The organism is Stenotrophomonas sp. YJH_SMC_21 (assembly GCF_059369555.1).
Map to the genome: position 1 here is coordinate 12266 of NZ_JCAFSU010000002.1, position 26063 is coordinate 38328.

At 63.4% G+C, this 26063-nt stretch carries 29 protein-coding genes; 10 read left to right on the forward strand and 19 right to left on the reverse strand.

The genetic code is table 11. From position 1 onward, the window contains the following. Positions 1–86: 86 nt before the first annotated feature. The 17 genes from AC5P67_RS02925 to AC5P67_RS03005 form a co-directional block, all read right to left on the reverse strand. Complete coding sequence (locus tag AC5P67_RS02925; RefSeq protein ID WP_225792051.1) at positions 87–635, reverse strand: DUF4189 domain-containing protein; 549 nt, start codon at positions 633–635, stop codon at positions 87–89. Between the two features lie 150 nt (positions 636–785). Beyond that, positions 786–959: a hypothetical protein gene (locus tag AC5P67_RS02930; RefSeq protein ID WP_154329493.1), complete on the reverse strand. Its 174-nt coding sequence runs from the start codon at positions 957–959 to the stop codon at positions 786–788. Positions 960–1138: 179 nt separating this feature from the next. Next, positions 1139–1684 (reverse strand): DUF4189 domain-containing protein, encoded by a 546-nt coding sequence (locus tag AC5P67_RS02935; protein ID WP_080356704.1) that lies wholly within the window; start codon positions 1682–1684, stop codon positions 1139–1141. A gap of 110 nt (positions 1685–1794) precedes the next feature. Then, positions 1795–2313: a DUF4189 domain-containing protein gene (locus AC5P67_RS02940; protein ID WP_223846428.1), complete on the reverse strand. Its 519-nt coding sequence runs from the start codon at positions 2311–2313 to the stop codon at positions 1795–1797. A 14-nt stretch (positions 2314–2327) separates the two neighbouring features. Continuing rightward, positions 2328–3485 carry a TrbL/VirB6 family protein gene (locus AC5P67_RS02945; protein WP_099484038.1) on the reverse strand — a complete coding sequence of 386 codons (1158 nt, stop codon included), beginning with the start codon at positions 3483–3485 and terminating at the stop codon, positions 2328–2330. Between the two features lie 74 nt (positions 3486–3559). Beyond that, positions 3560–4387 (reverse strand): hypothetical protein, encoded by an 828-nt coding sequence (locus AC5P67_RS02950; RefSeq protein WP_024958425.1) that lies wholly within the window; start codon positions 4385–4387, stop codon positions 3560–3562. A 24-nt stretch (positions 4388–4411) separates the two neighbouring features. After that, on the reverse strand, positions 4412–6859 hold the full coding sequence (locus tag AC5P67_RS02955; protein WP_012480638.1) for a VirB4 family type IV secretion/conjugal transfer ATPase: 2448 nt from the start codon (positions 6857–6859) through the stop codon (positions 4412–4414). Positions 6860–6943: 84 nt separating this feature from the next. After that, positions 6944–7252, reverse strand: coding sequence for a VirB3 family type IV secretion system protein (locus AC5P67_RS02960; protein ID WP_012480639.1), 309 nt, complete (start codon positions 7250–7252; stop codon positions 6944–6946). Continuing rightward, positions 7245–7664: a TrbC/VirB2 family protein gene (locus tag AC5P67_RS02965; protein ID WP_012480640.1), complete on the reverse strand. Its 420-nt coding sequence runs from the start codon at positions 7662–7664 to the stop codon at positions 7245–7247. Before AC5P67_RS02965 ends, AC5P67_RS02960 begins: the two co-directional genes overlap by 8 nt. 73 nt (positions 7665–7737) lie before the next feature. Next, positions 7738–8703, reverse strand: a complete 966-nt coding sequence (locus tag AC5P67_RS02970) for a lytic transglycosylase domain-containing protein (protein WP_024958422.1) — start codon at positions 8701–8703, stop codon at positions 7738–7740. A 3-nt stretch (positions 8704–8706) separates the two neighbouring features. Beyond that, positions 8707–9750 carry a P-type DNA transfer ATPase VirB11 gene (virB11, locus tag AC5P67_RS02975; protein ID WP_033833165.1) on the reverse strand — a complete coding sequence of 348 codons (1044 nt, stop codon included), beginning with the start codon at positions 9748–9750 and terminating at the stop codon, positions 8707–8709. Positions 9751–9764: 14 nt separating this feature from the next. Further along, a complete protein-coding gene (locus AC5P67_RS02980; RefSeq protein WP_012480643.1) occupies positions 9765–11018 on the reverse strand; it encodes a TrbI/VirB10 family protein in 1254 nt (417 codons plus the stop codon). After that, positions 11015–11794, reverse strand: coding sequence for a TrbG/VirB9 family P-type conjugative transfer protein (locus tag AC5P67_RS02985; protein WP_012480644.1), 780 nt, complete (start codon positions 11792–11794; stop codon positions 11015–11017). The genes AC5P67_RS02980 and AC5P67_RS02985 overlap by 4 nt, the downstream gene beginning before the upstream one ends. Then, positions 11791–12837 (reverse strand): VirB8 family type IV secretion system protein, encoded by a 1047-nt coding sequence (locus tag AC5P67_RS02990; RefSeq protein WP_043034645.1) that lies wholly within the window; start codon positions 12835–12837, stop codon positions 11791–11793. Before AC5P67_RS02990 ends, AC5P67_RS02985 begins: the two co-directional genes overlap by 4 nt. Before the next feature lie 89 nt (positions 12838–12926). After that, on the reverse strand, positions 12927–13373 hold the full coding sequence (locus AC5P67_RS02995; protein WP_012480646.1) for a hypothetical protein: 447 nt from the start codon (positions 13371–13373) through the stop codon (positions 12927–12929). 424 nt (positions 13374–13797) lie between these two features. After that, positions 13798–15477: a type IV secretory system conjugative DNA transfer family protein gene (locus AC5P67_RS03000; RefSeq protein WP_043034644.1), complete on the reverse strand. Its 1680-nt coding sequence runs from the start codon at positions 15475–15477 to the stop codon at positions 13798–13800. 36 nt (positions 15478–15513) lie between these two features. Beyond that, positions 15514–15771, reverse strand: a complete 258-nt coding sequence (locus AC5P67_RS03005; protein ID WP_005410128.1) for a hypothetical protein — start codon at positions 15769–15771, stop codon at positions 15514–15516. 130 nt (positions 15772–15901) lie between these two features. On the opposite strand from AC5P67_RS03005, the gene AC5P67_RS03010 reads away from it, so the two are divergent. Together AC5P67_RS03010 and AC5P67_RS03015 are read left to right on the forward strand one after the other, a co-directional pair. After that, complete coding sequence (locus tag AC5P67_RS03010; RefSeq protein ID WP_049449078.1) at positions 15902–16321, forward strand: HD domain-containing protein; 420 nt, start codon at positions 15902–15904, stop codon at positions 16319–16321. Between the two features lie 125 nt (positions 16322–16446). Continuing rightward, on the forward strand, positions 16447–17658 hold the full coding sequence (locus tag AC5P67_RS03015) for an MFS transporter (RefSeq protein WP_005410130.1): 1212 nt from the start codon (positions 16447–16449) through the stop codon (positions 17656–17658). Positions 17659–17674: 16 nt separating this feature from the next. Here AC5P67_RS03015 and AC5P67_RS03020 read toward each other — a convergent pair whose 3' ends face one another. After that, complete coding sequence (locus AC5P67_RS03020) at positions 17675–18154, reverse strand: MerR family transcriptional regulator (protein WP_005410131.1); 480 nt, start codon at positions 18152–18154, stop codon at positions 17675–17677. Between the two features lie 89 nt (positions 18155–18243). On the opposite strand from AC5P67_RS03020, the gene AC5P67_RS03025 reads away from it, so the two are divergent. The 7 genes from AC5P67_RS03025 (at position 18244) to AC5P67_RS03055 (ending at position 23790) form a co-directional block, all read left to right on the forward strand. Beyond that, complete coding sequence (locus tag AC5P67_RS03025; protein ID WP_180882404.1) at positions 18244–19482, forward strand: NADH:flavin oxidoreductase/NADH oxidase family protein; 1239 nt, start codon at positions 18244–18246, stop codon at positions 19480–19482. A gap of 94 nt (positions 19483–19576) precedes the next feature. Beyond that, a complete protein-coding gene (locus AC5P67_RS03030; RefSeq protein ID WP_049460718.1) occupies positions 19577–20053 on the forward strand; it encodes a membrane protein in 477 nt (158 codons plus the stop codon). 133 nt (positions 20054–20186) lie between these two features. After that, positions 20187–20831, forward strand: a complete 645-nt coding sequence (locus AC5P67_RS03035; protein ID WP_043034640.1) for a hypothetical protein — start codon at positions 20187–20189, stop codon at positions 20829–20831. A gap of 86 nt (positions 20832–20917) precedes the next feature. After that, a complete protein-coding gene (locus AC5P67_RS03040) occupies positions 20918–21187 on the forward strand; it encodes a hypothetical protein (protein ID WP_005410135.1) in 270 nt (89 codons plus the stop codon). 125 nt (positions 21188–21312) lie between these two features. Beyond that, positions 21313–21558, forward strand: coding sequence for a hypothetical protein (locus AC5P67_RS03045; RefSeq protein ID WP_005413847.1), 246 nt, complete (start codon positions 21313–21315; stop codon positions 21556–21558). Positions 21559–21655: 97 nt separating this feature from the next. Continuing rightward, positions 21656–21904, forward strand: coding sequence for a hypothetical protein (locus AC5P67_RS03050; RefSeq protein WP_005410137.1), 249 nt, complete (start codon positions 21656–21658; stop codon positions 21902–21904). 182 nt (positions 21905–22086) lie between these two features. Further along, on the forward strand, positions 22087–23790 hold the full coding sequence (locus tag AC5P67_RS03055; RefSeq protein WP_049396605.1) for an ATP-binding protein: 1704 nt from the start codon (positions 22087–22089) through the stop codon (positions 23788–23790). A gap of 8 nt (positions 23791–23798) precedes the next feature. Here AC5P67_RS03055 and AC5P67_RS03060 read toward each other — a convergent pair whose 3' ends face one another. Further along, positions 23799–25322 (reverse strand): FAD-dependent monooxygenase, encoded by a 1524-nt coding sequence (locus AC5P67_RS03060; RefSeq protein ID WP_100438701.1) that lies wholly within the window; start codon positions 25320–25322, stop codon positions 23799–23801. Positions 25323–25404: 82 nt separating this feature from the next. Between AC5P67_RS03060 and AC5P67_RS03065 the strand changes: the two genes are divergently transcribed. Further along, a complete protein-coding gene (locus tag AC5P67_RS03065; protein WP_005410140.1) occupies positions 25405–26049 on the forward strand; it encodes a TetR/AcrR family transcriptional regulator in 645 nt (214 codons plus the stop codon). The last annotated feature ends 14 nt before the right edge of the window (positions 26050–26063 follow it).

The following is a 26063-nucleotide window of genomic DNA, read 5'->3' on the forward strand; positions in this document are numbered from 1 at the left end:
CCGCGAGGCGTTCTGCCGCGTCGAAGTGCGAGGAAATCGAAAAGCGGAATTGATCACAGAAAACGGGGCTTAGCGTGAATGGCGCCTTACCTGATGAACAGATCCGCCGTGCAGGCCGTTCTGGCGATCCCGCATTGTCCCTGCGGCAGCTGCTTCCATGCCGCCTTCGCGTTGCATTGCTGCATCGCGACAATGACCGCTCCCTGTTCGGACATGGCGGTGGCGACGCTGGTGGTTTCAGTGCCCAGGCCCGCGTGGGCGACCGCCACGCATTGCGCCTGGAACAGGGTCGCCAACGTACATTCGCCTTTCCCGAACTCCCTGCACTCCTTCATGGAAGCACGCTTGGCCTTGCCCCGCGAACGCATCGAGTTGCTGATGAAGGTATCGCCGCGGGCATCCATCGCCACGCCACGCACGGTCTGCGCCCAGTTGGGGCGATTGTTGTACGGGGAGCCTGAGCTGCTCACCGGAATGGGCGCACAGCCCTGTACACCCTGGCCACCGATGGGATACATGCCCTGCGGGCAGTTGCCTTCGGCGAGCGCAGTGAACGGCAGCAGGCCTGCAATCAGCAGACACGGAAGAAAAGCGAGGTGGATTCGTTTCATGGGGAGAATCATTCCTTTGCCCATTGTGAGAGGTGGGACGACCTGAGCGGACGATCGTTGCCCACTGTCGATGCTGGAGCCAAGAGAACAAACGGAGCTGCGCCCAAACACATGAAGCTTTCCGCCGCCATCGCGAGTTGCGCTGACTACCAGTCCGACAATCCGATCAACGGGTCAGAATGACTCATAGACCGGCTTCGTACAGTCCTCGTATGCAACCTGACACGCCCATCCACCGGTGTCGCCGCACGACTGCTGGGCAAACTTCCACGCTTCGGCGGCGTCCTCGGCGCTGGCCAGCAGGTCCGGGTTCGCGGGCAGTTCCCACTGCTCCAGGAACCGGGGCATACCCGCCAACCCCTTGATCGCCGATGGGTACTGGCCTGCAGGGCATTGGCCCTCCGCACAGGCGTTGCTGGCAACAAGTAATGCAGCAAACAGCAGAGCAGAAATTACGAAAGCTGAATCACCGCGCAAAGATCTGAAGTCGGCCCTTGCCTTGAATCTCCGTGTGATGTCACAACCGATCAGTCTTGCTGGAAGAAAGGCTTGGTACAGTCAGAATGGAAAACGGAGCAAGCCTGACTTCCCAAATCCTTGCAGTCCTTGGTTGCCCGCTCCTGCGCCTGTTCTTTCGTCGCCCCGGTGTTGAATCTCATGCCATTTTCCGGTCGTGCAGCCCGGACAACCGCATAGCACTGGTTGTAGTAGGTAAAAACGACTGTGCAGTCGGTAGCTCCGCCCTGCCGGCATCGTTCGACGGCTTGGCGCTCTGCCGAAGCCTTGGCCTGATGCCCAGTGGCGGAACCTGCATCTCCTCCAGGCGAGCTGGCGACAGCACCCCATGTCTTGACCCAGTACCCGGGATTCTCCTCGGGGACGCTCTGAGCCGCGCCGGGTATAGGTGCGCAGCCTCCAACGCCCTGGTCGCCAATCGGGTACTGGCCCCCAGGGCAACGACCTTCGGCATTGGCATTTTCAGTAACGACGAGCACGGCAAACGCCAACGTCAAAAACCCAAGAAATGTTACCCAAATGCTTGAATCCGGCCATTGCCAAGACTTTTGGGACATCACTGTTGATCACTCGGTGGTCTGATGCTCCGCACCAGTCATCTTCCTTGAAGCCTTCCGCAGTGCTTCAAGCGACATCCAAAGAACGGGAGGCAACATGAGTCGCCATATCAGCCCTCCTGAAAGAAGGGCTTGGTGCAGTCCGAGTGGACGAACGTGCACTCCTGGCTTCCCGAATTCCGACAATCCTGCGTCGCCCTTTCCAGCGCCTGTTCCTTGGTAGCACCCGCGTTGAACATCGTTCCATTGTCCGGCCGGCCGGTTCTGATGGACGCATAGCACTGGTTGTAATAGGTGTACAGAACCTTGCAATCAGTTGCTCCCCAGTGACCGCAGCGCTCGATCGCCTGTCGCTCGGCCGAGGCCTTGGCCTGATGGCCAGTCGATGCACCCGCATCGCCATTCATGGATCCCGCAACGGCTCCCCACGTCTTAACCCAGTGCCCGGGATTCTCATCAGGCGCGCTCCGGCCTGCCCCAGGGATGGGAGCACAGCCGCCCACTCCCTGATCGCCGATCGGATACTGGCCCGGCGGGCAGCGACCTTCTGCTAACGCAGAATTGATGTATGCAGAACCCATAAACACGAAAGACAAGCAAAGATATTTCAGAAAACCGTTGGCGCTCATCGTCAGTCCAGCCTCTAATTTCCTTGATTGGCGTTCGCCGCGCCACGTTGACCAGGTGTGGTTCCTCCCGCCCCGCCCGTGCCGTCAAACACTCGGCCCAGACTGTTCTGAGGATTTGCTGCATTGTGGCCCGACGCGGCCTCCGGAGCCGCCGGCGGCGGAGCCGACATGCCCGGCGGACGACCATCGGCACTCGGCGAGGCACTGGCACCACCGCCTATCTGCGAATATGCCATGAAGGTGCCCAGGGTGCCCTGGAAGAACATCGCTGCCATTGGGGGTGTAGTCAGGATCAACGCGGTGAGGATCAGGCCCATGCCTCCCTGCTGCATCGCCTGGCTGGTCATGCCGTCGGACATGCTTTCCTTGAGGATGAATTCCTGCACCAGCGCTGTGGTCCAGAAAGTGGCCGCCACACGTACCACCATGTCCAGTGCGATGGAAACCATCGCTGCAAGTACGGCCATGGAGAACATCGTGCCGATGCCGTAGAACAGCCAACGTTGGAACAACTGCTTGGTCTGGTCGAACAACAGGCAGAGGATGAACAGGGGGCCAAAGCCGATGAACAGCGCCATGGCGATTTCATACAGCATCAGCATCGCACCAGCGGTGATGGCTGGACCTGCGGTGCCCATGCCGATGAAGAACAGTGCCCGCTTCTTGTCCTCCAGCAGCTCCCCGTCATTCATGATCTGGATGGCGTCGATACTGGAAAGCGCCACCTGCATCCATGCCAGGCTCTTGTCGATCTGAGCTTCGGGTGACTCGTTCGAGCCTGTCACGACCTTCGTGATTTCTGCCTTGACGTCGTGGGTGAGGAAGCTCTGAAGGTTGGTGCCGAAAGCGCCCATCGTGGTGGCCGCGCTGACGATCAACGCCGCACGCGCCATATTGGTCACCAATACCATCATTGAGTCCCGGCTGCGGCCGGTCACGATGCGGAAGCCCTGCACCAGCACCCACAGGGTCATGAGCGTGAGGGCGATGCCGCCGACCCACTGCATCATTTCCCCCATCATGTCGATGCCGAACTTGTTTATCTTGCTTCGCAGGAAGTCGAAGATGAACTTGAAGAACACGAAATCCCCGATCGACTGGACACGTGCAACGTGCCCCATCAAATCCTGGAATCCGCCATTGAAATCAAAATTGGCAATCGACCTGATCATTTCCGCAATCCCTTGATGTATCCCTACCGGACAACCTCGTGGAGCGGGTGCCTATGCACCTGCCCCAAGCGGCGTCAGTCGACGTGCAAAGCGCGTTCCAATGCAGCCGTCTTGACCAGCTGCGAGATGACGCCCGGCTTGCCCTTCAATGCCACGCGCGCCAGCACGCGCTGATTGGCCATCATTGACTCCTGATAGGCGTCGTAGGACCGCATGCGCGCCTCCCACTCCTGCTGCAGCTTGGAAATATCGTTTGCCGTACGCAGGGAGTCACTGTTCACGGCCGAAAGAGTTCCCGCAAGATTGCCATCGGCGCCGCCTCGCCAACCCATGATCTCAGACAACGACGCGTTGATGCTGGGAATGGTCTTCTCGATGAAATCCACCGTCTCGTTGCGCTTCCGGTTTTCCATCATCTGGATGTTGACGCACAGCTGCTGCTGCTGCGCGTAGAGATCACCGGAGGTATCCAGCACAAACTTCTTCAGCAAGCTGCCAGCGCTGAAGCCCGCCGACGTACGGCAGAGGTCGGCGACCATATAGTCGTCTGGAACCCGCTCCAATGTGGCGCCTGGCGGCAAGCCGAAGTTGTTGATCATGCCCTGGATCTGGACAAGCGCATTTTGGTACTCCTGGAACGTCCTTCTCCACCGAGTTACCTGAGCCGCGTACTCCAGCCCGTCAGCCTTCATTTGCGCCTTCCCTTGGGCAAAGTCCTTCAGCGCCTGCATGAGATTACTGAGGTCGAAGACAGGGTAACCACCGGCCGAAACCGACGTGGTGGAGAACATGACCATGCTCCCCAGCAGGATGGCTGCCAGGCGCTTCTGGCGCAGACCGCGGTGGCGCTTGTGATTTCGGGATGTCATGCTCATGTTCTTCTCCAGGGGAATGGATTTCATTCGGCGCTGTCTGATCCAGGGCTTTCAAGCCGCATCGGTTTCGGCAGAGGCCTTGGCTTTACCAGAGCCCTTTCGGTTCTTGTAGAAGTCCTCCAGCCACTGTTCCGGCGTGAGTTCGTCCACGGTGATCCGATTGCGGACTGCAGCCGTCTGCAGCACCCGATGCATGATGTCGATGTTGTCGGTCGAGGCCGAGATCACCGACAGGATGTCGTCCATGCCACGCAGGTTGAGCTGGCAGACACTGGAAGCATGGCCCTGCTTGACCAGGAAGCAGCGCGAGCGCTCGTCCAGTGCCGTGACCACCTTGAACTCCGCCTCGGTCAACTTCAGGCCATCCATGTAGTCGCTCTTGCTGGCGTTCGGGTTCGGCAGCAGGATGAGCGTGGCGGTCTGCTCGATCAGGGCAGCGGAGATATCACTCTTCAGCGCGTCTTCCGGGCTCTGCGTGGCGAAGATGCCCAAGCCGTTCTGCTTACGGATGGTCTTCTGCTTGTTCTTCGCGAACTCCTTCAGGCCACCCTCGCCGTCCAGGATCTTCCAGAATTCGTCCATTACATAGATCAGCGGTCGACCGTCGATTAGCGATTCCAGGCGGTGCAGCAGGTAATTGATGACCGGCACGCGCACTTCGGGATTGTCGATGATGTCGGTGTAGTCGAAGCCGATGATGTTGGCCTTGCTCAGATCCACCGTATCGATCGGATTGTCGAAGACCCAACCCAGCGAATTGCCCGAAGTCCAACGGCGCATGCGCGCATAGAGGCCGTCGTCGCCCATGTTGGGCAGGCTCTTCTGGAAGTTGGTCATGCTGCGCAGATGCATCGGCGTATCGAGCATGCTCTCCACCGCACGGTAGATGTCCTCTTCCTCGCGGGCGCTGTACTCGCGCTTGCCGGCCAGCACCTTGATCAGGTCGGCCAGGAACTGCACGTTCGCTTCGTTGTTCTCGCACTGGAACGGGTTGAAGCCGGTCGGCGCACCGTTCTCCAGGGCCAGATAATTGCCACCGCAGGCACGCACGAAGATCTCCGCACCGCGGTCCTTGTCGAAGAAGAAGATGGTCGGTGACGGCTCATACTTCTGAACCTGGCTGAGCAGGAAGTTGATCAGCGCGGTCTTGCCGGTACCGGACTTGCCGATCACCATGGTGTTGGCGATCGCCTTCTCACCCAGCGAATTCTCGGATGGATGGGTGGCATGGAAATTGAAGTAGTACGGCTGGCCGTTGGTGGTCTGCAGCGTGGTCACGCAGTCGCCCCACGGGTTGTTGTGCTGCTTGCCCGTGGCGAAGTTGTGCAGCGGCGACAGGCCGAGGAAATTCAGCGAGCTGACGTTGGCCAGCCGCGTGCGGAAGCGCCAGTTGGCCGGCAGCTGCGAATAGAACGACGAGGTGACTGCCAGGTCCTCCTTGGTCGACACAAAACCGGCGTTCGACAGCTCGGCACGGGTCGAGGCCACGTTCTGCGACAGCTTCGCCTGGCTGTCGCCATACACCGCGATGATGAAGTGGTATTCGCCCAGCACGAAGTTGCCTGACGACAGATGATCCATCGCCTGGTCGAGTTCGACGATCTGACTGACCGCCTTGTCGCCCGAGGAGATCATCATGCCCTTGGTCCGGTCCAGCACCTTCAATGCGTCCTGGCGCCCCATCGGGCTGAACGAATGGGTGATGACGTACTCGTAGTCCAGATACTTCAGACCATTGAGGATGCCCGGATAGGTCCCCTCGGCATATTCCTTGATATTCAGGATCGCGCCGAAATGGTTAACGCCATTGGGCGTATTGATCACGAAATCGCCGGTCTTGGCCGAGAACATATGACGGCTGACCGGAAGATAGTCTTTCACAGGCGCCGACAGCACCGGTACCGGCTCATCGATGCGGTTGATCAGGTAGCCGAACAGCTCAAGCGTTTCGGAAAACACCACGCCGTTCCTGGCTTCGTACATACCGAGCCGGTAAGGCGCGTAGTCGCGGATCACAGCCTCGACGTTGCCGGCGAGCTCCATCAGCTTCTCGACGGCCTGCTCCTGCTCTGCGCGCAGCTTGTCCACGTTCGCGGACTTCTCCACGAAGCGCTTTCCCGCCACCACCGGGCGATAGATCATCGTCAGGTACAGCTCGTTCTGCATGATGCGCTGGGAGGACAGCATGCCCATGTACTGGTCGGACACATCCTGGTTGAAGCGCTGCTTGTAGTAGCTCTTTCCCTTCAGGGTGCGACGGCGCCGGATGTCATGCACCCAGAAGGCAACGTTGACGAAATCCGGCGCGCGCAGCGTCTGCAGCAACCGGTTGAAGGTGTTGTGCCGATGCTCAAGCTCCCATTCTTCGCGCCCCACGAACGGCAGCCCTTCCAGGTGCCACGTCAACAGGTAGTCGCCGCCCGTGGTCTTCACCACATTCGGAGCCACGTGCGACGACAAGGGGATGAATTCGCTGATGGAGGTATCTGGGTTGAACATACGACTGCTTCCAAAAGGTACTGCCGACAAAGATGCGGAGTTGGCCAGGCGGGCGCTCAACGCCCGCCTGGCCGGATCCAGCCCTCAATCCCTGGGGGCTGGCTTGTTGCGGTAGTGATTCGGGTTGAACACCCACATGCCATCATGCTCCTGCACGTTGCGCACCTTGAGCTTGAACATCAGGCGCAGGCCCAGCAGGCGGAAGATCATCTCGTCACGCTTGGCCATCTGCCGCATGATGAAAATGGCCACCGGGATGGTCAGCAGAAACCAGAAGTTCGTGTACATGCTCAGCAGCAACAACCCACCCGCCACCATGAAAAATGGCAGGTAGGGAACGCCCAGGAACATCGCTGGGCGCGTGCATCCCCGGAACAGGACGTTCTTATGCACTGTAGTACTGGACGGCGTGCTTGATCATTTCGAACGCCATGCCAGCGCCGTCGCCACCACCGACCTTTTCGCAGCTGCCAGCCTCCTTGCCGAGCAGCATGCGCGCGATCTGGCCTGCCGCGCCGATCAGCACACCGCCGATGAGGATCGGGGCCACGTCACCGATGCGCTTGTGGGCAAACGCAATCTGGTAACCGGCGAAGATCACGGCGATCGTGACCACGGCGATCGAGGCCATGTTCAGCAGACCGTTGATGTTGGAGAAGAAGCCGCAGACCTTGCCATCGGTACCACCGAAGTCAGTGCCGGCCAGGGCCTGCGGAGCGAACACGGCACCGGCGAATGCGACGGCCATCAGCATGGTCTTCAGCGTGCGCTGGGCCTGGACGAGGTCGAGATTGAATCGCTTCATGGATTGATTTCCTTGTTGATGGACTAACACAACTGAATCGACCAGCCGGGGGACCGGTCGCACCACGACTTCGTCAGAACACGAAGGCCGCATCCCCTGCGGGAATCTGCTGCACCGGCGCACGGGGCGCCGGTGCGTTGTAGAAATTCTGGGTGTCCGCTGCCGGCGCGTTACGCTCATTCCACGGGCGCAGCATCACCGGCGCGTTCGCGCCGGCAGCCATTCCGGGAAGCTGTTGCGGCATGGCTGCCCCACCCTGCGCCGCACCAGGCTGCTGATACGGCTGCGGAGCCTGCTGCGGCATATCGTTTCCGCCCTGCGCCTGTGGCTGCATCATTCGATCGACCGAACCCAGCACCACGCGCGACACCGCCTGGTCGGCGATGTTCAGCAGGCTGCCGCGGGCCATCGCACCGGTGGATGGGTAAACGGTGTAGGCCCGGGCCGGGTCATTGGACGGCACGTACACCGGCGCACTGGCCTGGGCGACGATGCGTGCCTGGGCCGGCGAGGCCGTCTGCGGATGATGTTCGACCCTGACCACCCGACGCTCGCCGCGGCTGACCACGTCAATCGGCGCGACGCCGTTGCTTGCGACCTGCTGACCGCGGCGGATCGAGTCGTAGATCTTCTGCACGTACCCGTGACGGAAGCCGGTCTCGAAGTTGCCCGAGTAGTAGCAGCTGAACGACTTGCCCCAGTCACCACCGGAGCGCTTGTAGCAGTCGGCGAGGATGCGCGAACCAGCCTGCAGGTTCGGGCACTGCTGGAAGGCCTTCTCGTAGGAATCCAGCCCGTACTTGCCCAGGTTGTAGCGGTTGACCTGAGCCAGGCCAATGGAGAAGTTGTAGCCCTTCTCCTCCAGCATGCGAACGGTGGCCAGCGCCTCGTCGAGGGCCTTGGGCTGGCGCACCAGGGCGCCGCCGACCACGCCGATGGCATAGGGGTTGCGCGACGATTCCACGTTGATGACGTGCTGCATCACGTCCATCGAGACGGCCATTTCCGGGCACGCCATCATTTCCAGTCCTGGCAGCATTGGTCAGCCCTCCTGCCCCTGGGCACGCCCAGGATTGAAGTCGATGCCGGTGATGTAGCGCGAGCCGGCATGCGCCTTGATATGCACGACGATGTCGATGGTCATCATCAACAGTCGCTTGATCACGTTGAACTCCAGGCCCGAACCCTCGGCCGAGGCCTTCACCATCAGCGCCAGCTGATCCCAGGTCTGCTCCGGGCTGCCGGCATGGCAACTGGTGATCGAGCCCGGGTGGCCCGATGCGCAGTTGCGGATGAAGTAGAACGCCTCGTCACCGCGCAGCTCGGCCAGGATGATGCGTTCTGGCTTCATGCGCAGGCAGGCTTCCATGCAACTCTTTGCGCTGACATTGCTGGTGCTCTGCCCGCCCTTGGAGTACAGCAGGTGCACCACATTGGGTTGGGTCAGAAACAGCTCGCGTGCGTCCTCGATCGTGACCAGGCGCTCGTTGTCCGGGATATGATTGACCAGCGCTTTCATGAAGGTGGTCTTGCCGCTACCGGTCGCACCGGAGACCACGATGTTCTTGCGGTACATCACCGCACGACGGAAGAACTCTGCGTACTCGCGCTGCTGGCGCAGTTCCAGCAGCTCGCGGTCCTGCTCGCTCAGACTGCCATCCTGTTCCAGGATCTGGTTGAAGAAACCATCCTCGTGGTACTGGGTGAGCGACTTGGTGTGCTTGGACGGCAGGCGGATCGTGATCGAAACCTTGCCGGCATCACAGGCAGGTGGAATCACGAACTGCGCACGCTGGCCGGTGGGGAACGTGAGCGACACCACCGGATCGGCATCGGTGATGCGCTGGCCGGTGTTGCTCTCGTTCACCACTGCCGTGCAGAACTGCCGGGCCCGCTCGAAGGTCAGGCCCGGCACCTCCACCCGCTGCCACCCGGCCCGGGTTTCCAGGTACAGCTCACCGGGACGGTTGATGCAGATTTCCGTCACTTCCGGGGATGTCATGTACTCGGCGATGCCCAGCACTTCGTACTGATAGCGCAGGAAATCGCTGGAAACGAGGGCGAGGGGTGACACTTCGGCGTCCATGGTTGTTCTTCGGGTTACCGGCGCGGGTTGAGCACGTTGGTGAAGTCAACGTCCTTTGCGACGTAGACGTTCACGATGGTGCCCTGGTTGATGGTGACAGTCGGCGGGCGATTCGAACTGGTGAGGGCTTCGTTGGCGAGACGCTCCATCGTGCGCGCAGTGGCGCTTTCATAGGGCGAACGAACGGCGAAACCATTGCTGGAAACCGTCGTCGACTCTGGACCATGCTCGGCTGCGGCGTACTTGAAGGCGTCGGCGATCAGGCTGATCATCAACGCCGACGCAATGCGACTACCCCAGTGCGCGCTGTACTGGCCAGGATGACCGGCACCACCCAGCTGATCCACGCCCGGGCTGGACATGGCCACGTCGATGCCATTGGGCGTGGTGATGCGATCCCAGATCACTTCCACGCGCTTGCCCTTGGGACCGCCACCGTACGCACCATAGATCTTGGACCCCTTGGGCAGCAGCAGGCTGCGGCCGTTGATCGAGTAGACCGGCTCGGTCAACAGGCACGACGTATAACCTGCAAGATCGGTGATGATGCGGGTCTCGAGTACACAACGCAGATAGGTGCCACGCACCAGCAGCGCGTCGGGGCTCCGGATGTAGGAAGCATTGGACACATCCTCCACATCAGGCCCGCGGCGCACCTTGGCCGGCGGAGCATTGCCGTTCTGCGCCTGCAGCGCAGCCAACGTGGCCTGCATGTAGGGATCGTCGTTGTCCCCTGCTGCGGCCTGGCCGCCAGCGTCGCCCGTGCCCACGCCTGCGCCACCACTACCGGCAATGCGGCGATCCAGCAGACTCGGGCCACGCTCGACCTCGCGTTCGGGTTCGGCACGAGGAATGAACGTCGGGCCCATCGTTTCCTGCGGCGGTGGCGGCAGCATCGGAATGGGCTCGGCGGCTTCCCGGGCGGCCTCGCGAATCGCGGAGGGTGCAATGATCGGCAGGTCGGGGGTGCTCGAACGTGCAACCTGCGGCGGCGCCTTGGCTTCTTCAGCGTCTTCCTTGCCCTTGCGCAGCAGCAGGAAGCCCATGGCCAGCAACAACACCAGGATGCCGCCGAGGAACAACAGCGCCTTGCGGTTCAAGCGCTGCTCTTCCGCAGAGCGAAGCTGTGGGGCACTGGCATCCAGATCCGGCGCCGCCTCTGCCTGCGCGTGCCCGTAGTAGGGGTTCGCCGATGGCTCCTGAGCCGCAGGCCCCTGTCCGTACGGAGACGGATTCGGATCGTTTTCGGGAGTGTTCTGCTGGCTCATTTCTTCACGTTCCTTCGCAGGCCGACGACGAAGTCGCCGTGGCGGATGACCAGGTACGGGTACGTCCCGTGCACGATCAGCGTATTGCCCTCAACCGTGGTGTTGACCACGAAATCCTCGCCATACTCCTTCTCGCGACCGAATACGGCCGGGAAGATACCGGTCTTGTACTCGGGCGAGTTGGGCAGTTTCAGATAGGTGAAACGGCCATCGTCGTAGGCGTTGACCGGGACCAGCCATCCCATCTTCTTGGCCTTGCTGGTCGAATAGGAGTAGTTGAAGTTGTATTGGCGATCCTTGGCCAGCTCGGTACTGAGCAGCGGCTGCGCCTCCTCCTCGACCGCCGACTGGGCAGGGCCGAACACAGTGTCATTCGGATAGACGAATGCGATCTTGTACTGCACGCCGGCGCGACGGGCCTGCTCAAGCTGGCGCCAGTCGGTGGCAACGACCTTCAGCTCGAAAATGTACGAATGGGTCTCGGTACGCACCATCATGTTGGTGTCGACATCGACGTTCTTCGGCTTGAGATAGAACACGTTCTCGCGACGGGTGAGTTCCCAGCCGCTGCTGAAGCCGGTGCTGTAGTCGAGGATCTTCTCGTTCGGGCTCAGCTCGATCTGGGTGGTGAGGCCCAGGCCGGTGCGAACCGGGTAGATGCGGTCCTTCTCATACTCGTAGTGGTCAACTGCCTGTGCCATCGCCGCGCTGGAAAACACCAGCGACAGCAACGACAGCAGCGCCCACGCGCTTCCCCTGATTTTTCGACTACTCATCGGTTGCTTGCTCCATCAGCATTTCCGGTGGAATGGTTCGGTGCCGGCATCATTGCCGGCTGTCCCGGCGCGCCCTGCCCCGGCATCGGCTGCCCCTGGACCGGCTGCCCCTGCATGGGCGCACCCTGCATCGGCTGCATCTGCCCATTGGCCGGCACTGCGACGGGCTGACCGGTGGCGGGATCGATCATGGTGGCAGCGGCCGGATTGTTCGGAACGTACATGCCCTGCGCCTGCTGTGCGGCGAGCTGTGCCTGTTGCGCGGCATCCTGGGCCTGCTGCTGCATGGCACCGTCATCCGGCACGGGCACGCCGCGCGCATAGTCGTTGTCGACACGGTACTCCGTGACCTGGAACGCCAATGGGTTGAGCACGCGGTCCTGTTCGGAGAGCGCCAGATTCTGGTTGTACTGGAAGCGCATGGTGACCAACTGGTTGTCCAGATAGGTCGATGCACCGCTGCGCTTGTCGAGCAGGCTGCGCTGGATGCGCACCGACGCGCCACGGAAGCTGCCGTTCGCCTGCACGCCCAGCGGGGTGATGCTGAGGATCTTGACCCTGATCGCCTTGCCCCGGCCGTACATCACGAACGGATTCTGCGGATTATTGCTGGCATAGCGCTGCTTCATGCTTGCGGCCACGGCATCACTGGACATGACGAACACCAGCTCCCAGTCGCGCAACCCCATCACCGCGGAGTCGTACGACTCGCGCGCCAGCACGTACTGGGCGACATTGCTGCGGTTGACCGCTTCATTGGTGGTGATCGTCTCGCCCTGGAACGTGCCCCTCAGGCGCGCCACCGTGGCGGTACCCGTGTAGGCATCAGCCATCACCAGGAACGGCACCTTCTCCTTCAGCGGCAGCATGTAGTAGTAGCCGCCAGCCAGTGCCAGCGACATCAGCAATGAGCCGGTGGCGACCCACCAGGCACGGCGCTCACTGCGACGCGCCATGTCGGCCACGGTGATCTCGTAGCTGACCGCCTTGGCGACCGACTGCTCGACCTTGGGACTATTGCCGGGATCCTTCTTGCGGAACATGGATTCTTCCGTACTGCTGAAACATCAATGGGCGTGGCACCCCTGCGACAGGCGCGGGGAGCGGCACGTTCGATGATTTCGAGGTGGACTCAGGTGCCGCTGTTGGAATCAGCGCCCTGTGCCGACGCGGTCGGCGTCGAGCCAGCGCTCTGCACAACGATCTGGTTGCCAACGATGGAGACGGAGATGCCCTGCGCTGCATAGGCCGCCGTCAGATCGATCACGGCCTGCTGAGCGTTGGTGGTGTCGATGTTGGAGACCGCGCCGTACAGGGTGAAGTCCGAGCTCAGGCGGTAATCCAGCGTGCGTCCGGAATCTTTGGCCCAGCGCTCGAGCATGGCTTTGAGCGTGCCATCCATCGGCGAGGCCTGGTAGACGTAACTGGAGTACAGCGGGATCTCGGTGGTTGCCGCAGCAAAGCGGTTCACCGGCTTCCAGCGGCCTCCGAAATCGGGAGCGGACTTGGTGGCGCAACCGGCCACCATCAACGCCGCCACTGCGGCGATGGACATTTTCGCGATAAACGCCTGATTCATACGGGCTTCACTTTGACGTACGAAAAAGCAGTCCCGAGCATTGGTCCCCTGGTCGTCCGGCGCTGCGTCGCGCACGCCGGAATCGGAGCGACGCACTGACTGGCAGCACACCCACTCCGGCTCCCCTGCAGCCAACGGCTGCCAACCAAGTCGCGGGGCCGCCAGACACTCCCGGCGACACACCCGCATACCTCACCAACGTCGAAACCATCCATGTTTCATGGCACAAACTCCTGGCCACCCTGCTCTACAACATCTGCCATCCATCACACATTTCTGAACGGCATGCACAGGGTCGCACAACCACGCGTCAATTCCATGTCAGACAAGTCTGAAAATCTATGAACAAATGCCGAATTCTTGACTCAACTCACGTTTTCACGTCAGTGAATATGAATCTACGTCACAAATTTAACGACGTGAATTAGACGTTAAGCATTGGAACGTCGACTTTCGGCAGCAGCCGCGAGGTGAAGTAGCGATCCTTGTAGTAGCGGATCTTGTCGCACTTCACCGGATGCGGTATGCCCTCGTACAGGAACACTTCCTTGTCCGGCCCCATCGCCTTCAGCTCCTGCGGCAGCATCAGTGCCCGCCGCTCCTCGGTGAAGCTGTGGGTCTTCTCGCGGGCGTGCGTGACGTTCTTCTTGCGGATGGTGGTGTAGCCCAGCATGTCCGAATAGTCGTTGGCGTCCTGCTGCTCGCGCGGCGCGTACAGGATCTGCAGCGCGTGGTTGGTGATGATCGTGCGCGAGACTTCCCGGCCGTAGGTGGCATCGAGCTGGGACATGCTCTGGATGATCGGCAGCAGGCGGATGTTGTAACCGGCCATGTAGGACACCGCCGAGGCGATGATCTCGACCTTGCCGATCGAGGTGAATTCGTCCATCAGCAGCAGGCACTGGTACTTCAGGTCCGGGTTGGACTTGGGCAGTTCCTTGGTGTTGAGGTTGATCAGCTGGCTGAAGAACAGGTTGATGATCAGCCGGCTCTCGGCCAGCTTGTTCGGCTGGATGCCGATGTAGATGGTCATCTTCTTCTTGCGCACGTCGGTCAGCAGGAAGTCGTTGCTGCTGGTGGCCTTGTCCAGCACCGGGTTGATCCAGGGATTGAGCGGTTCCTTGAAGGTGCCCAGGATCGAGGCGAAGGTCTCGTCGGCCTGGGACAGCATGTTGGCGAACGCCGAACGCGCGTTGGCGCTGAGGAACGCACGCTCCGACAAGGCCTTGAGGTACTTCTTCAGATCGGTGCCATCGCCGGACGACAACCGGTAGACAGAACCCAGCGTCGGCGTGCCCGAGCCGCCCGGGAAGCCACTGCTGCGCTCGTCGTCCCAGTTTTCGAACAGATACAGGGTGAAGGCCATGAACGCGTTGCGCGCCTGGCTGACCCAGAACTTCTGGTCCTCGGCGCCGTCCGGATACAGCATCGCAGCGATGCTCATCAGGTCCGACACCCGGAATGCCGGATCGTCGGAGACATAGCTGAGCGGGTTCCAGCGGTGCGTGCGCCGATCCTCGGCGAAGGGATTGAACAGGTAGATCTCCTGGCCCTGGCTGGCGCGCCAGCCGCTGGTCAGGTCGAAGTTCTCCTGCTTGATGTCCAGCACCACCAGCGATTCGCCGTATTCCAGCAGGTTCGGGATGACCACGCCCACGCCCTTGCCTGAACGGGTGGGTGCCGCAAGGATCACGAACTGCTGGCCGTCCAGCCGCACCAGTTTGCCGCCATGGCTGCCGACCACGATGCTCTGGCCGGTCTTCTTGAACATGCCATGCCTGGACAGGTCGGCGCCGGTGGCGAAACGCGCGTCGCCATGCAGCGAGCGCTTGTCCTTCTTCAGCAGCAGCACCAGACCGGTCACCAGCAGGACCAGCAGCGGCAAGCCGAAGCCCACGTAGCCGGCCCACTTGATCTTGCCCACGAACGGCGCAACCTGCGGTTGGCCGATGGCGTGGTAGTACTGGTAGTACGTGTTCCAGGTGAACAGCTTGGTGTCCAACCCCAGGAACAACAGGGTCAGGTAGCCGGAAAACACGAAACCAAGCAGCAGGGTCGCCAGCGTGACGATGGCGATGAGCAGATACTTCTTACTGGGCAACACCCGAATCCTCCATGATGCGCACGAGGGCGCGACGGCCTAGCGGCGGCGCCAGCGCGACGCCTTCTTCCGCAGGTTGTTTTCGTTCTCCAGCCCGGGCTCTTCGCCCTCTTCACGCACCCGCTGCAACAGCAGTTGGCGCGCTTCGGCCAGTGATACCAGGTCGGTCAGACGATCCCCATCGTCGGCGACGACCGCATGGCCGACCACATCGCCCGGAGCGTACACCGGCTCGTAGGACACTGCTACCAGCTGATAGCGGCCACGGGTTTCCAGCACATGCCTGAATTCCTGCATCGCATTCCTCCTTGTCGGGGCAACACTGCGTCCCCTGCCCCGCCATGATGCCCATCGCAGTGTCATCGGCGTATGCACAAGCGCTACGGTTTCTGCGCGAAACTGTCTGCGGATATCCAAGGAGATTGCAATGGACTGGGTAGCACTTGCACGCACGCTGGCCACCGAGGCCCACACGGGCCAGACGGACAAGGCCGGCCAGCCTTACATCTGCCATGTGGCGCGGGTGGCGGCCGCGGTGCGCGGCGACGATGACGCCGAAGTGGTGGCCTGGCTGCATGACGTAGCCGAAGACTGCCCGGCGTTTGCCGCACGGATCGAGGTCTTTCCCGCCCCGCTGCGCGAGGCGGTGCACCTGCTCAACCGCGACGCGGCCCCCGACGCGGACAGCTACTACGCGCGCATTGCCGCCCACCCGCTGGCACTGAAGGTGAAGCAGGCCGATCTGGATGACAACGCCGATCCGCAGCGCCTGGCGATGCTCGACGCGGCGACGGCCGGGCGCCTGCGCGGCAAGTATGCGCACGCCCGGGCAGCGCTGGGCCTCTGATCGCGCCGCGCGATGGCGGGTGGGCGAACGTGTCACCGATCAAACGCTGATTTACCCTGAGTGCTGCTGCCCTTGTTGCGGTGCAGCAGTACAATGACCGGCTCCCCGCCCCCATCGCGCCCCGCATGAGCCCCAACTCTTCCCTGGCTGCGCGGCTGACGCCCCGTCAGCGCACCCTGATCATCCTTGCCTTGTCGCTGGGCGGCTTCGCCATCGGCACCAGTGAATTCGCCAGCATGGGCCTGATGCTGGAGATCAGCCGCGGCCTGTCGATTTCCGAAACCCAGGTCGGCCACCTGATCAGCGCCTACGCCATCGGCGTGGTCGTCGGCGCCCCGATCCTCGCCTTCGTCGGCGCCAGCTTCCCTCGCCGCAAGCTGCTGCTGGCACTGATGGGCTTCTATGCCGTCGGCAACCTGGCCAGCGCACTGGCGCCGAACTACGGCACGATGCTCATTGCGCGTTTCGTCGCCGGCCTGCCGCATGGCGCCTACTTCGGCGTGGCGATGCTGGTGGCCGCCGCGATCAGCCCTGCCGGCCAGCGCGGCCAGGCGATGTCGCGCGTGTTGCTGGGCCTGTCGATCGCGATCCTGGTCGGCAATCCGCTGACCACCTGGCTGGGCCAGCAGCTGAGCTGGCGCACCGCCTTTGCCCTGGTCAGCGTGCTGGCCATCGCCACCGTGGCGATGATCGCGCGCTTCCTGCTGCCGGACCCGGACGAGGTTCGTACCTCGCCGATGCGCGAACTGCGCGCCTTCAACACCACCCAGGTGTGGCTGGCGCTGGCGATCGGCGCCGTTGGCTTCGCCGGCATGTTCTGCGTGTTCACCTACCTGGCACCGACCCTGGTGCAGGTCACCGGCGTGGCCGAATCGTGGATGCCGCTGGCGGTGGGCGTGTTCGGCATCGGCGCGATCATCGGCAACATCGCCGGTGGCTGGCTGGTCGACAAGTTCCACTTCAAGGCCGCCGCGGTGGTGCTGCTGTGGTCGATCGTGATGCTGCTGCTGTATCCGCTGGCCGCGCAATCGGTGTGGACCATCGGTCCGATGATCATCACCGTCGGCACCATGGGCGCGCTGGCCGCAGTATTGCAGACGCGCTTGATGGACGTGGCCGGCGAAGCACAGACCCTGGCCGCCGCCTCCAACCATGCCGCCTTCAATACCGCCAATGCGCTCGGGCCGTGGCTGGGCGGCATGGCGATCAGTGCCGGCTTCAGCCCGGCCAGCACCGGCTATGTCGGTGCCGCCACTGCCATCGGCGGCCTGCTGCTGTGGTGCGTGGCGGTGATGCTGGACAGGAAGCGCAAGACAGCCGGCGTGGGCAGTCACTGACCTTCGCGCCGGATCGTCAGCTGCTGCCCGCGCGGCGGCGGCGATCCGGCCGCAGCAACGCCGTATCGCCGGCCGCAAGTGTCGGGCGCGCCAGCTCACCGCGCTTGACGCGCTCCAGCACCCGCCGCGAGTTGGCCGCGCAGTCGATGCCCTCCGGCCGCGCCTGGATGTCCTCGATCAGGGCCAGCAGGTGCGCCCGGCTCTCTGCCAGCCGCAACTGCAGCGCCTCGATGTCGGCCACCTTCTGCTGCAGCATCGAGATCAATGCGTCGTGCTGCCACTGGCCCATGTCCGGTGGCAGCAAGGCGCGTATCTCCTCCAGGCTGAAGCCGGCGCGCTGCGCACCGGTAATCAGCTCCAGCAGCAGCACCGCCTGCTCCGGGTAGTCGCGGTAGCCGTTGGCCTGCCGCTGGACGACCAGCAACCCTGCCTCCTCATAGAAGCGGATGCGTGACGCCGCCAGGCCCGTGCGGCGGGCCAGCTCACCGATCTTCATCTGCCTGAATCCTCGACATCGGAACCCATTGACCTTCAATAAAGCTTGAAGGTTAGCGTAGCGCCATTCCCCTGTCCTGGAGCTGTCCCATGTCGCTGTTCTCGCCCCTGGCGCTGCCTTCCGGCGCCCTCATCCGCAACCGCATCGCCAAGGCGGCGATGGAGGAGAACATGGCCGACGCCGACCACGCCCCCTCCGAAGCGCTGCTGCAGTTGTACCAGCGCTGGGCCGACGGCGGCGCCGGACTGATCATCACCGGCAACGTGATGGTTGATGGCCGCGCCATGACCGGCCCCGGCGGCGTGGTGCTGGAGGACGATCGCCACCTGGAGCGTTTCATCGCCTGGGCCGACGCCGCGCGCTCGCGCGGGGTGCAGATGTGGATGCAGATCAACCACCCCGGGCGGCAGATGCCGGCCGCGCTCGGCCAGCCGGCATTGGCTCCTTCGGCGGTCCCCTTGGACATGGGCGCACTGTCCAAACAGTTCGCGCCGCCGCGGGCGATGACCGAGGCGGATATTGAAGACGTGATCGCCCGCTTCATCCGCAGTGCCGAGCTGGCCGAGCGCGCCGGTTTCAGCGGCGTGGAGATCCATGCCGCGCACGGCTACCTGCTCAGCCAGTTCCTGTCGCCGCTGTCGAACCGCCGCGATGACCGCTGGGGTGGCAGCCTGCAGAACCGTGCACGCCTGCTGCTGGAGATCGTGCAGGGTGTGCGCGCGGCGGTGGCGCCCACGTTCGTGGTGGCGGTGAAGCTCAACTCCGCCGACTTCCAGCGGGGTGGCTTCTCGCCCGAGGACGCGCGCGACGTGGTCGAGATGCTGGCGCCCCTCGGCGTGGATCTGGTCGAACTGTCTGGCGGCAGCTATGAAGCACCGGCCATGACCGGCGCCGCACGCGACCAGCGCAGCGTGGCCCGCGAAGCGTACTTCCTCGAATTCGCGCGCGAGATCGCCACGGTGGCAACGATGCCGCTGATGGTCACCGGCGGCATCCGCCGCCGCGAAGTGGCAGAGCAGGTGCTGGCCAGCGGCGTGGCCATGATCGGCATCGCCACGGCGCTGGCGATCGAGCCGGATCTGCCGCAGCACTGGCAGCAGGGCCGCGATCCGGTGCCGACACTGCGCAACATCAACTGGCGCAGCAAGCCGCTGGCGGCCAGTGCGCACATGGCCGCAGTGAAGTATCAGCTGGGCCGGTTGAGCCGGCGCCGCCCCACCGCACCCACGGTCTCACCGGTATGGGCCCTGCTGCTGGCACAGGCGGCCGCAAAGTGTCGGACCCGCCGCTACCGGCGCTGGATCGGCGCCCGCGCCATCGCACACTGAGCCGCGCGGTCTTCTCATCGCCGCAGCGATGCTCCACCATCTGCAGGATCGGCGGCAGTTCCGCCGCCGGTCGCAGCATGGAGACGGAACCCACGTGGCAGCAGGATCGACCAGGAACCGGGAGAAGCTGCTCGATGACCTGCTCTCGCTGGGACGTAACTGGGCGCTGGCGATCGCCATCGCAGGTGCCGGGGCAGCAGTTCACTACAGCGAGTCGGTGTACGAAGCAGGAATCTGGCGAGGCCTGCTGCCTACCATCTGCTTCCTGGTCGCGATCATCTGGATCGTGCTCAGCATCATCCGCTTCGACCTGACCCTCCAGCAGCACTTCGAGCGCAAGCGCACGCGCTGGCTCAGCCGCCTGCTCTATGTCGTGCTGCTGGGTACCGGCATCACCGCCGTGTTCTTCGTGACCGAACTGGCGTCCAACAACCACATCGCAAGGATGTGCGACGCCGTGGCCAACGAACCGGCCAGCCGGATCCACCGGTCCGCCGAGTGCCAGCGCCTGTACCAGCATCGGGCGGCGTACCGGCAGCGGTTGGAATCGGCCGAGGGCGAGTTCGACTGAGCAGATGCGTGGGCGAAGGCGCACGAGGACTCACACAGGGGTCCAGCAAGGGTGGATTCGAAATAGTTGTATGGACTTCATTGCAACGCGACGCCACGCTTTCTTGCCAGAATGCCGTGATCGAACGCAATCCATGAAGTCACCCCCCGCCCGCTCCCGTCTCCCCGCCCGGCCGCGGAAAATCGGCAGCGAAGTACGCATCTTCAGGCGCTATCACCAGTACGCCATCGTTGCCGCCGGAGCCGGACCACTGGCAATACTCCTGTTTGCCGTCGCACCCGAACTTGGGCCGCTTCCGGCACTGGGCGCGGCAGCGATTTTCACGCTGTCGCCGCTGATTCTCGGCTTCGTTGTCTATTCCCCACAACGGGACCGGGTGGTACTGGAACAGGATCGTCTGGTATTCCAGCACCGTCCTCCTCTCCCGTTCAAGCAGATCCGGTCCTACAACCTGGACGATCATGTCGATCTGATCCTGATCGATGGACCGAGCGTGCTGCTGCAGCGCACGCGGGCATCGATGCATGATTTCCCAACCTTCCGGGACGCACTGGCAGAGGCGCTCGCAGATCGGCCCGCCAACGCTGCCGCGGCTCCGCAACGTCGCCACTTCTTCGGTGCCTGGCCCGCACGCGTTTGGGGTGCGGGCCTGTTGCTGGCGACGGCGGCACTGGTGATCACGGGCGTACTGCATGGCTGGCCGTTGTACAAAGCACCGATCCTTGGGATCGTGCCCGTGGTGGGCATTGGGCTATTGCTGTCGCGCCGCCGTCACTGATCACGCCGTCGGCGAAGTACACATGGCGTGGATGTGTATTCGGGCACAGTACGCGCGCCGCTCACGCTTGGAACCATCCAGCCACCATGCTCCACGCGCCTGCCCCCGCACATCACGATGCCATCGCCCTGCAGGCGGGCGTGCTCGGCAGCGTGTTGGGCGTGGCTCTGTACAAGGCCATCGCGTTGTCGGCGCTGGCGACCGGGTCCTTGATCGTGATCGGGCTGTGGCTGCTGGCCTGCGCGCTGCTGGCTGCCTGGGCACTGGCCGCCTGCCTGGCCTGCCTTGCGCTGAGCCGGCGCGTATTCGTGCTGATGCTGGCGCTGAGCATGATCCTGATGATCTGCGTCGCCTGACAGCAGCAGGCGCCGGACTATCGCGCATCTGTTACAGAATAACAAGTGCGGTTGGACGGATTGCTCGTGCCCGGGGTCACGGATTTGAATTCCATGGCCAGCCCGGCACCACCCGAGACCTCCCCATGATCCTGCAGCCCCTGCTTCGCGCTTCCCTCACCGCCATTGCTCTGGCCACGCTCAGCGCCTGTGCCACGTATGACGACAGCAACATGCACCAGGCCTGCCAGGAGTCGCCGCATCTGAAGGACCTGCCGCCCGAAGTGGCTGCCCGCGAGAGCCGCTGCAACAAGAGCATGGAAGTGTGGTCGAGCGAGCGCAAGGGCAGTGACAGGCCGATCGACCTGAGCGGCAAGAAGAAGGATCTCTGATCCGCCGGGCATCTTGATCGTTCCAATGCATGCGGATGACCAGCCCGTCACGATCGGGGGGGCAGGATAAGGCCTCCCCATCACGACGACTTTCCCGATGCCGGCCACTGGTCACCCTGTCATCCATGCCTTTGAAGCTGTGTTCGACCTGTCTGGCGGGGTGGAGCGCATTACGGCGCTCACTGTCATCTGCCGGCATTGCTCTGAAACCCGCTCGGCCAGCGAAGACAATCTGGTCCAGCTGCCGGGCGGCGCCTTGTTCCGCTGCGACGGATGCGGCAGTCATCAGGCGGTGAGCCATGCGCGGGTTGCCGATTGGCAGGTGAATTCGCTTCTGGGTGTCTGAGGCTGCAATACGACGGTGCCACGACGCAGGCTGTTGGCGCAGGGATGATGGTGCAGTCAGAGGGCGCCCCGTGAGCCACCTCGTGCGCCGCGCAGGGCCGATGACAGCCAGGGCAAAGGAGCTGTGCAGGGCGCAATGACATCACCTCGGCTAAGCTGCGGCACCTTTCTTCGCGCACGGCCATGCATCCCTTCCCCCTTCCTGTCTCGGCACCCGATCAACTCGCCTACCGACTGCTGCAGGACAGCGACTGGGCCCGTTCCACCGACGCGATCAATGCTCCTCCCGAACTTCGCGCTCTGCTGGCGATGATCCTGGATTCTCCGGAGCCTCTGTGGATCGCATGGGGCCACGACAACAAGGCGTTCTTCTTCAACGATGCCTACCTGCCGATGCTGGGCGGCAAGCTGCACGGCGCCATGGGCAGCCGATTGGAAGACGTCTGGGCGGACGTCTGGGCCGACGTCGTCGATGCTGTCAACGACGCCTTCGGCGGTACAAGCCGCAGTTTCAAGAACATGCCGTTGATGATGGACCGTGATGGCACGTTGCGCGAGACATTCTGGACGTTCTCCTACTCGCCGCTGCGTGCCGGTTGCGGAGGCGTGGCCGGCATCATCTGCATGGTCAGCGAGCAGACCGAACGGGTGATCGAACGCGACCGGCACACCCGCCAGGTGGCGGCCATCACCGAGCAGGCACGCGAGGCCCATCTTGAACTGGTACGCGCCCGCGAACAGCTGCGGCAGTCGCAGAAGCTGGAGGCCATCGGCCAGCTGACCGGCGGCGTTGCCCACGACTTCAACAATCTGCTTCAGGTCATCACCGGCTCCGTGGACATGCTGCTGCATACCTGGCCGGCCGAAGATGCGCGCCTGCGCTATGTACAGGCGATCGAAACCGCCGCTGACCGCGCCACTCGCCTGACCGCCCAGCTTCTGGCGTTCTCGCGCAGGCAGAGCCTGTCGCCGCAGGTATTCGACCTCTGCGAGAGCGTACGCGCGCTTTCAGACATCATCACCACAGTGCTGGGTGCACGCATCTCCGTGTCGGTGAACCTGCCCGACGCCCCGTTGCCGGTGCTGCTGGACCGGACCCAGCTCGACACCGCACTGATCAACATCGCGGTGAACGCGCGCGACGCCATCGACGGCCACGGCAAGGTGACGATCGATGTGGAACAGCTGACATCGGTGCCTTCCGTGCGGTTCGCGGCGCCGATGAAAGGCAACTTCGCTGCGATCAGCGTCAGCGACACCGGTGCCGGTATCGATCCGTCCGTGGTGGACCGGATCTTCGAGCCATTCTTCACCACCAAGGGAGTGGGCGCGGGCACCGGGCTTGGCCTCAGCCAGGTGTTCGGCTTCGTCAAGCAGTCCGAGGGCGAAGTGGACGTACAGAGCCAGGCCGGTGTCGGTACGCGCTTCACGCTGTATCTGCCGCTGGCGCAGGCTAACGCCTCCATCGAGCTGCCGACCGCGCAACCGGGATTGCTGCATGGTCACGGATTGTGCGTGCTGGTGGTGGAAGACAATGTGGATGTGGCCGAATTTGCAGTCGGTGCGCTGCGCGAGCTTGAGTACAACGTCGTACTCGCGCGCAATGCCGACGAAGCACTGGCGGAGCTCGAGCGCGACGCTGCGCGTTTCCACGTGGTGTTCAGCGACGTGGTCATGCCCGGGACCAATGGGCTGGATCTGGCCCGCACCATCCGCAGCCGCCTGCCCGATCTTCCGATCATTCTCACCAGTGGCTACAGCGAACTGCTGGCCCGCGATCCAGGCCACGGTTTCACGCTGCTGCGCAAGCCCTACTCACTGAAGCAGCTGGCCTTGGTGATGACCGAGGCCAGCTGTCGCTCGCAGACGATGGTGACTGCGCATTAGCGGGCAGATCACCGGATCGGACCGGTCCAGGAAGCAAGCGCTGAATCAAGGCCGGACATATCCCCCCGTGTGCCACAGACCCAGGCAACGATGCCATCCGGGCGCACCAGCACCGCCCCCAGGCCCGATGTCGCATCCCCAGTATCTGCGGCGCAGGCGATGGAAGGCTGCCAGCGTTGGCCATGCTGCGGCGGCGAAGACGCCGGGTCGAAAACAAGCAGCGCCCCCTGCCCCGCTCTCAGCAGTTCGCCCAGGCGGCGGCCATCGACCAACCGGAAATCCGGCGCGTTCCTGCCGACCAGCGGGTGGTCTCCGTCAAGATCCAGCTGCTGCGAAACACCCCAGATCCGCTCGGCCAGATACGTGGCCCCATCGCGGGTGCCGGCCAGGTCGGCCATGATCGCTGCCAGTGCGCGCGAACCGGGCCCGGGTCGCATCAGCGCAACCTGCGCGCGCGACCAGTCCAGCACCTTGGCACCCACCGGATGGCGCTCAGCCTGATAGCTGTCCAGCAGCGCCTCATCGGCCTTGCCCCGCGCCACGGCGGCCAGCTTCCAACCGAGGTTCATCGCATCGCCGATGCCGAGGTTCAGTCCCTGGCCGCCCAACGGCGAATGCATGTGCGCGGCATCACCTGCCAACAGCACACGTCCGCTGCGATAGGCCGTCGCCTGGCGCGCAGCATCGGTCCATGTCGTGGCCAGGTGCAATGCAGTGATCGTTGCCTCGCGGCCAGACACCCGCCGCAGCAACGCTTGCGCGGTGTGCCGGTCCAGTGGCGTGCGATGGCCGGCGCCACCATCGAAATCGGCCAGCGCCAGCATGCCTGGCGGGTTGAAATTGCACATCCCGTGATCGGTGAACTGTCGGCCTGGTGTGAGTACACACCCATCTGCCAGTTCGACCAGCAGCGTGTAACCGGTGAACTCTGGCCCGGTTCCAGCGAAGAGGAAGCCCGATTGTTTGCGTACCGTGCTGCGGGCCCCATCACAACCGACCAGCCAGCGGCCGTGGACCCTGCCGGAGCCGGTGTGCACGGCAACCTGCGCCTCGTGCGCATCCACCGCCTGTACCGCACGCCCGCGTTCGATGCGCACGCCCAGCGCAGTCGCACGTTCGGCAAACACCGCTTCCAGGGCCTGCAACTCCACCGCCATCTGGGTGCCCACCGGTGTCGGCAGGCGCCAGCTCCAGCGCGCCTGGTCCACATCGTCCAGTACAAATGGAATACCCGCGAAGTGCCCACCCAGCGCACGCGGCTGCGCCAGCCAATGGGCGGTGCCGGGCGGCGGCGCGCCCTTGTCGGGCTTGAGCACCTGCGTCGCGGCGACCGCGTCCAACAGGCCGCGCCGATCCAGTGCCTCCAGCGTGGGGGCGTTGAGGCCGCGCAGCCCGGATGGCAGGCGCTTCAACGGCGAACCGGCGGACCCGGCCTGTTCCAGCACCAGCACCGAACACCCGGCCAGGGCCAGTTCGCAGGACAGGAACAGGCCAACCGGGCCAGCACCGGCAATGACGACGTCGTACAGCATCGAGATTCCTTTTGAGCGCCGGGTCGGCGCTCTGGCGGATCAAATGTTACACTCGGTGTACGTTTTCACAAGTGAACCGCCCATGACCCCGCCTCCTGGCCGCCGCGAACAACGCAAGGCCGTGACCCGACAAACGATTTCGGACGTCGCCACCGAGCTGATCATCCGGCGCGGCTTCGAGGCCGTCTCCATGTCCGAGATCGCCGAAGCCGCGGGCGTCTCACGCAAGACGGTCTTCAACTACTTCGCCAGCAAGGAAGACCTGGTGTTCGACCGGGATGAGGAGGCGCGCACGCTGCTGCGCGAGGGCATGATGGCGCGCAGCGGCCTGACCCCGCTCGCGGCCTTCCAGTCGCTCGTTCGTGAGTTGCTGGAGGCTGGCCATCCGCTGCTGCGCATCAATGCCGGCGCTGTCGCCTTCTGGGGCACCGTGGCGGAGAGCCCGGTACTGGTCGCGCACGCGCGACGGCTGCAGGCGCAGTTGACTGACGATCTGGCGCGATTGATGGCCCACGCTGTCGGCCGGCCCGAACATGACGCCGAAGCGCGACTGGGCGCGGCCATGCTGCTGGCGTCGATGGTGGCGGCCTATGAGAAAGGACTGGCAAGCCAGCTGCAGGGCAAGGACCCGCGTGAGGCCATGCGGCAGCTGATCGTGCGCGGTGCCACCGGGGTACTGGTGGCCTTGGCGGGCACCCCGTATACGGACCCCGGCGCGCGTCCATAGCGCATCCGGGGAAT

What these genes read in the sequence shown, in the direction of transcription:
- AC5P67_RS02930 (WP_154329493.1), bottom strand. Translation starts at nt 959, where the DNA reads ATGCCCCGGTTCCTGGAGCAGTGGGAACTGCCCGCGAACCCGGACCTG.
- AC5P67_RS02990 (WP_043034645.1), bottom strand. Translation starts at nt 12,837, where the DNA reads ATGTTCCGCAAGAAGGATCCCGGCAATAGTCCCAAGGTCGAGCAGTCG.
- AC5P67_RS03055 (WP_049396605.1), top strand. Translation starts at nt 22,087, where the DNA reads ATGCATCCCTTCCCCCTTCCTGTCTCGGCACCCGATCAACTCGCCTAC.
- AC5P67_RS02980 (WP_012480643.1), bottom strand. Translation starts at nt 11,018, where the DNA reads ATGAGCCAGCAGAACACTCCCGAAAACGATCCGAATCCGTCTCCGTAC.
- AC5P67_RS03005 (WP_005410128.1), bottom strand. Translation starts at nt 15,771, where the DNA reads ATGCAGGAATTCAGGCATGTGCTGGAAACCCGTGGCCGCTATCAGCTG.
- AC5P67_RS02940 (WP_223846428.1), bottom strand. Translation starts at nt 2,313, where the DNA reads ATGAGCGCCAACGGTTTTCTGAAATATCTTTGCTTGTCTTTCGTGTTT.
- AC5P67_RS02995 (WP_012480646.1), bottom strand. Translation starts at nt 13,373, where the DNA reads ATGAATCAGGCGTTTATCGCGAAAATGTCCATCGCCGCAGTGGCGGCG.
- AC5P67_RS02985 (WP_012480644.1), bottom strand. Translation starts at nt 11,794, where the DNA reads ATGAGTAGTCGAAAAATCAGGGGAAGCGCGTGGGCGCTGCTGTCGTTG.
- AC5P67_RS03035 (WP_043034640.1), top strand. Translation starts at nt 20,187, where the DNA reads ATGAAGTCACCCCCCGCCCGCTCCCGTCTCCCCGCCCGGCCGCGGAAA.
- AC5P67_RS03010 (WP_049449078.1), top strand. Translation starts at nt 15,902, where the DNA reads ATGGACTGGGTAGCACTTGCACGCACGCTGGCCACCGAGGCCCACACG.
- AC5P67_RS02925 (WP_225792051.1), bottom strand. Translation starts at nt 635, where the DNA reads ATGGGCAAAGGAATGATTCTCCCCATGAAACGAATCCACCTCGCTTTT.
- AC5P67_RS02955 (WP_012480638.1), bottom strand. Translation starts at nt 6,859, where the DNA reads ATGTTCAACCCAGATACCTCCATCAGCGAATTCATCCCCTTGTCGTCG.
- AC5P67_RS03040 (WP_005410135.1), top strand. Translation starts at nt 20,918, where the DNA reads ATGCTCCACGCGCCTGCCCCCGCACATCACGATGCCATCGCCCTGCAG.
- AC5P67_RS02950 (WP_024958425.1), bottom strand. Translation starts at nt 4,387, where the DNA reads ATGAAATCCATTCCCCTGGAGAAGAACATGAGCATGACATCCCGAAAT.
- AC5P67_RS03060 (WP_100438701.1), bottom strand. Translation starts at nt 25,322, where the DNA reads ATGCTGTACGACGTCGTCATTGCCGGTGCTGGCCCGGTTGGCCTGTTC.
- AC5P67_RS02945 (WP_099484038.1), bottom strand. Translation starts at nt 3,485, where the DNA reads ATGATCAGGTCGATTGCCAATTTTGATTTCAATGGCGGATTCCAGGAT.
- AC5P67_RS02965 (WP_012480640.1), bottom strand. Translation starts at nt 7,664, where the DNA reads ATGAAGCGATTCAATCTCGACCTCGTCCAGGCCCAGCGCACGCTGAAG.
- AC5P67_RS03065 (WP_005410140.1), top strand. Translation starts at nt 25,405, where the DNA reads ATGACCCCGCCTCCTGGCCGCCGCGAACAACGCAAGGCCGTGACCCGA.
- AC5P67_RS03015 (WP_005410130.1), top strand. Translation starts at nt 16,447, where the DNA reads ATGAGCCCCAACTCTTCCCTGGCTGCGCGGCTGACGCCCCGTCAGCGC.
- AC5P67_RS03025 (WP_180882404.1), top strand. Translation starts at nt 18,244, where the DNA reads ATGTCGCTGTTCTCGCCCCTGGCGCTGCCTTCCGGCGCCCTCATCCGC.
- AC5P67_RS03045 (WP_005413847.1), top strand. Translation starts at nt 21,313, where the DNA reads ATGATCCTGCAGCCCCTGCTTCGCGCTTCCCTCACCGCCATTGCTCTG.
- AC5P67_RS02935 (WP_080356704.1), bottom strand. Translation starts at nt 1,684, where the DNA reads ATGTCCCAAAAGTCTTGGCAATGGCCGGATTCAAGCATTTGGGTAACA.
- virB11 (WP_033833165.1), bottom strand. Translation starts at nt 9,750, where the DNA reads ATGGACGCCGAAGTGTCACCCCTCGCCCTCGTTTCCAGCGATTTCCTG.
- AC5P67_RS03050 (WP_005410137.1), top strand. Translation starts at nt 21,656, where the DNA reads ATGCCGGCCACTGGTCACCCTGTCATCCATGCCTTTGAAGCTGTGTTC.
- AC5P67_RS03020 (WP_005410131.1), bottom strand. Translation starts at nt 18,154, where the DNA reads ATGAAGATCGGTGAGCTGGCCCGCCGCACGGGCCTGGCGGCGTCACGC.
- AC5P67_RS02970 (WP_024958422.1), bottom strand. Translation starts at nt 8,703, where the DNA reads ATGCTGCCAGGACTGGAAATGATGGCGTGCCCGGAAATGGCCGTCTCG.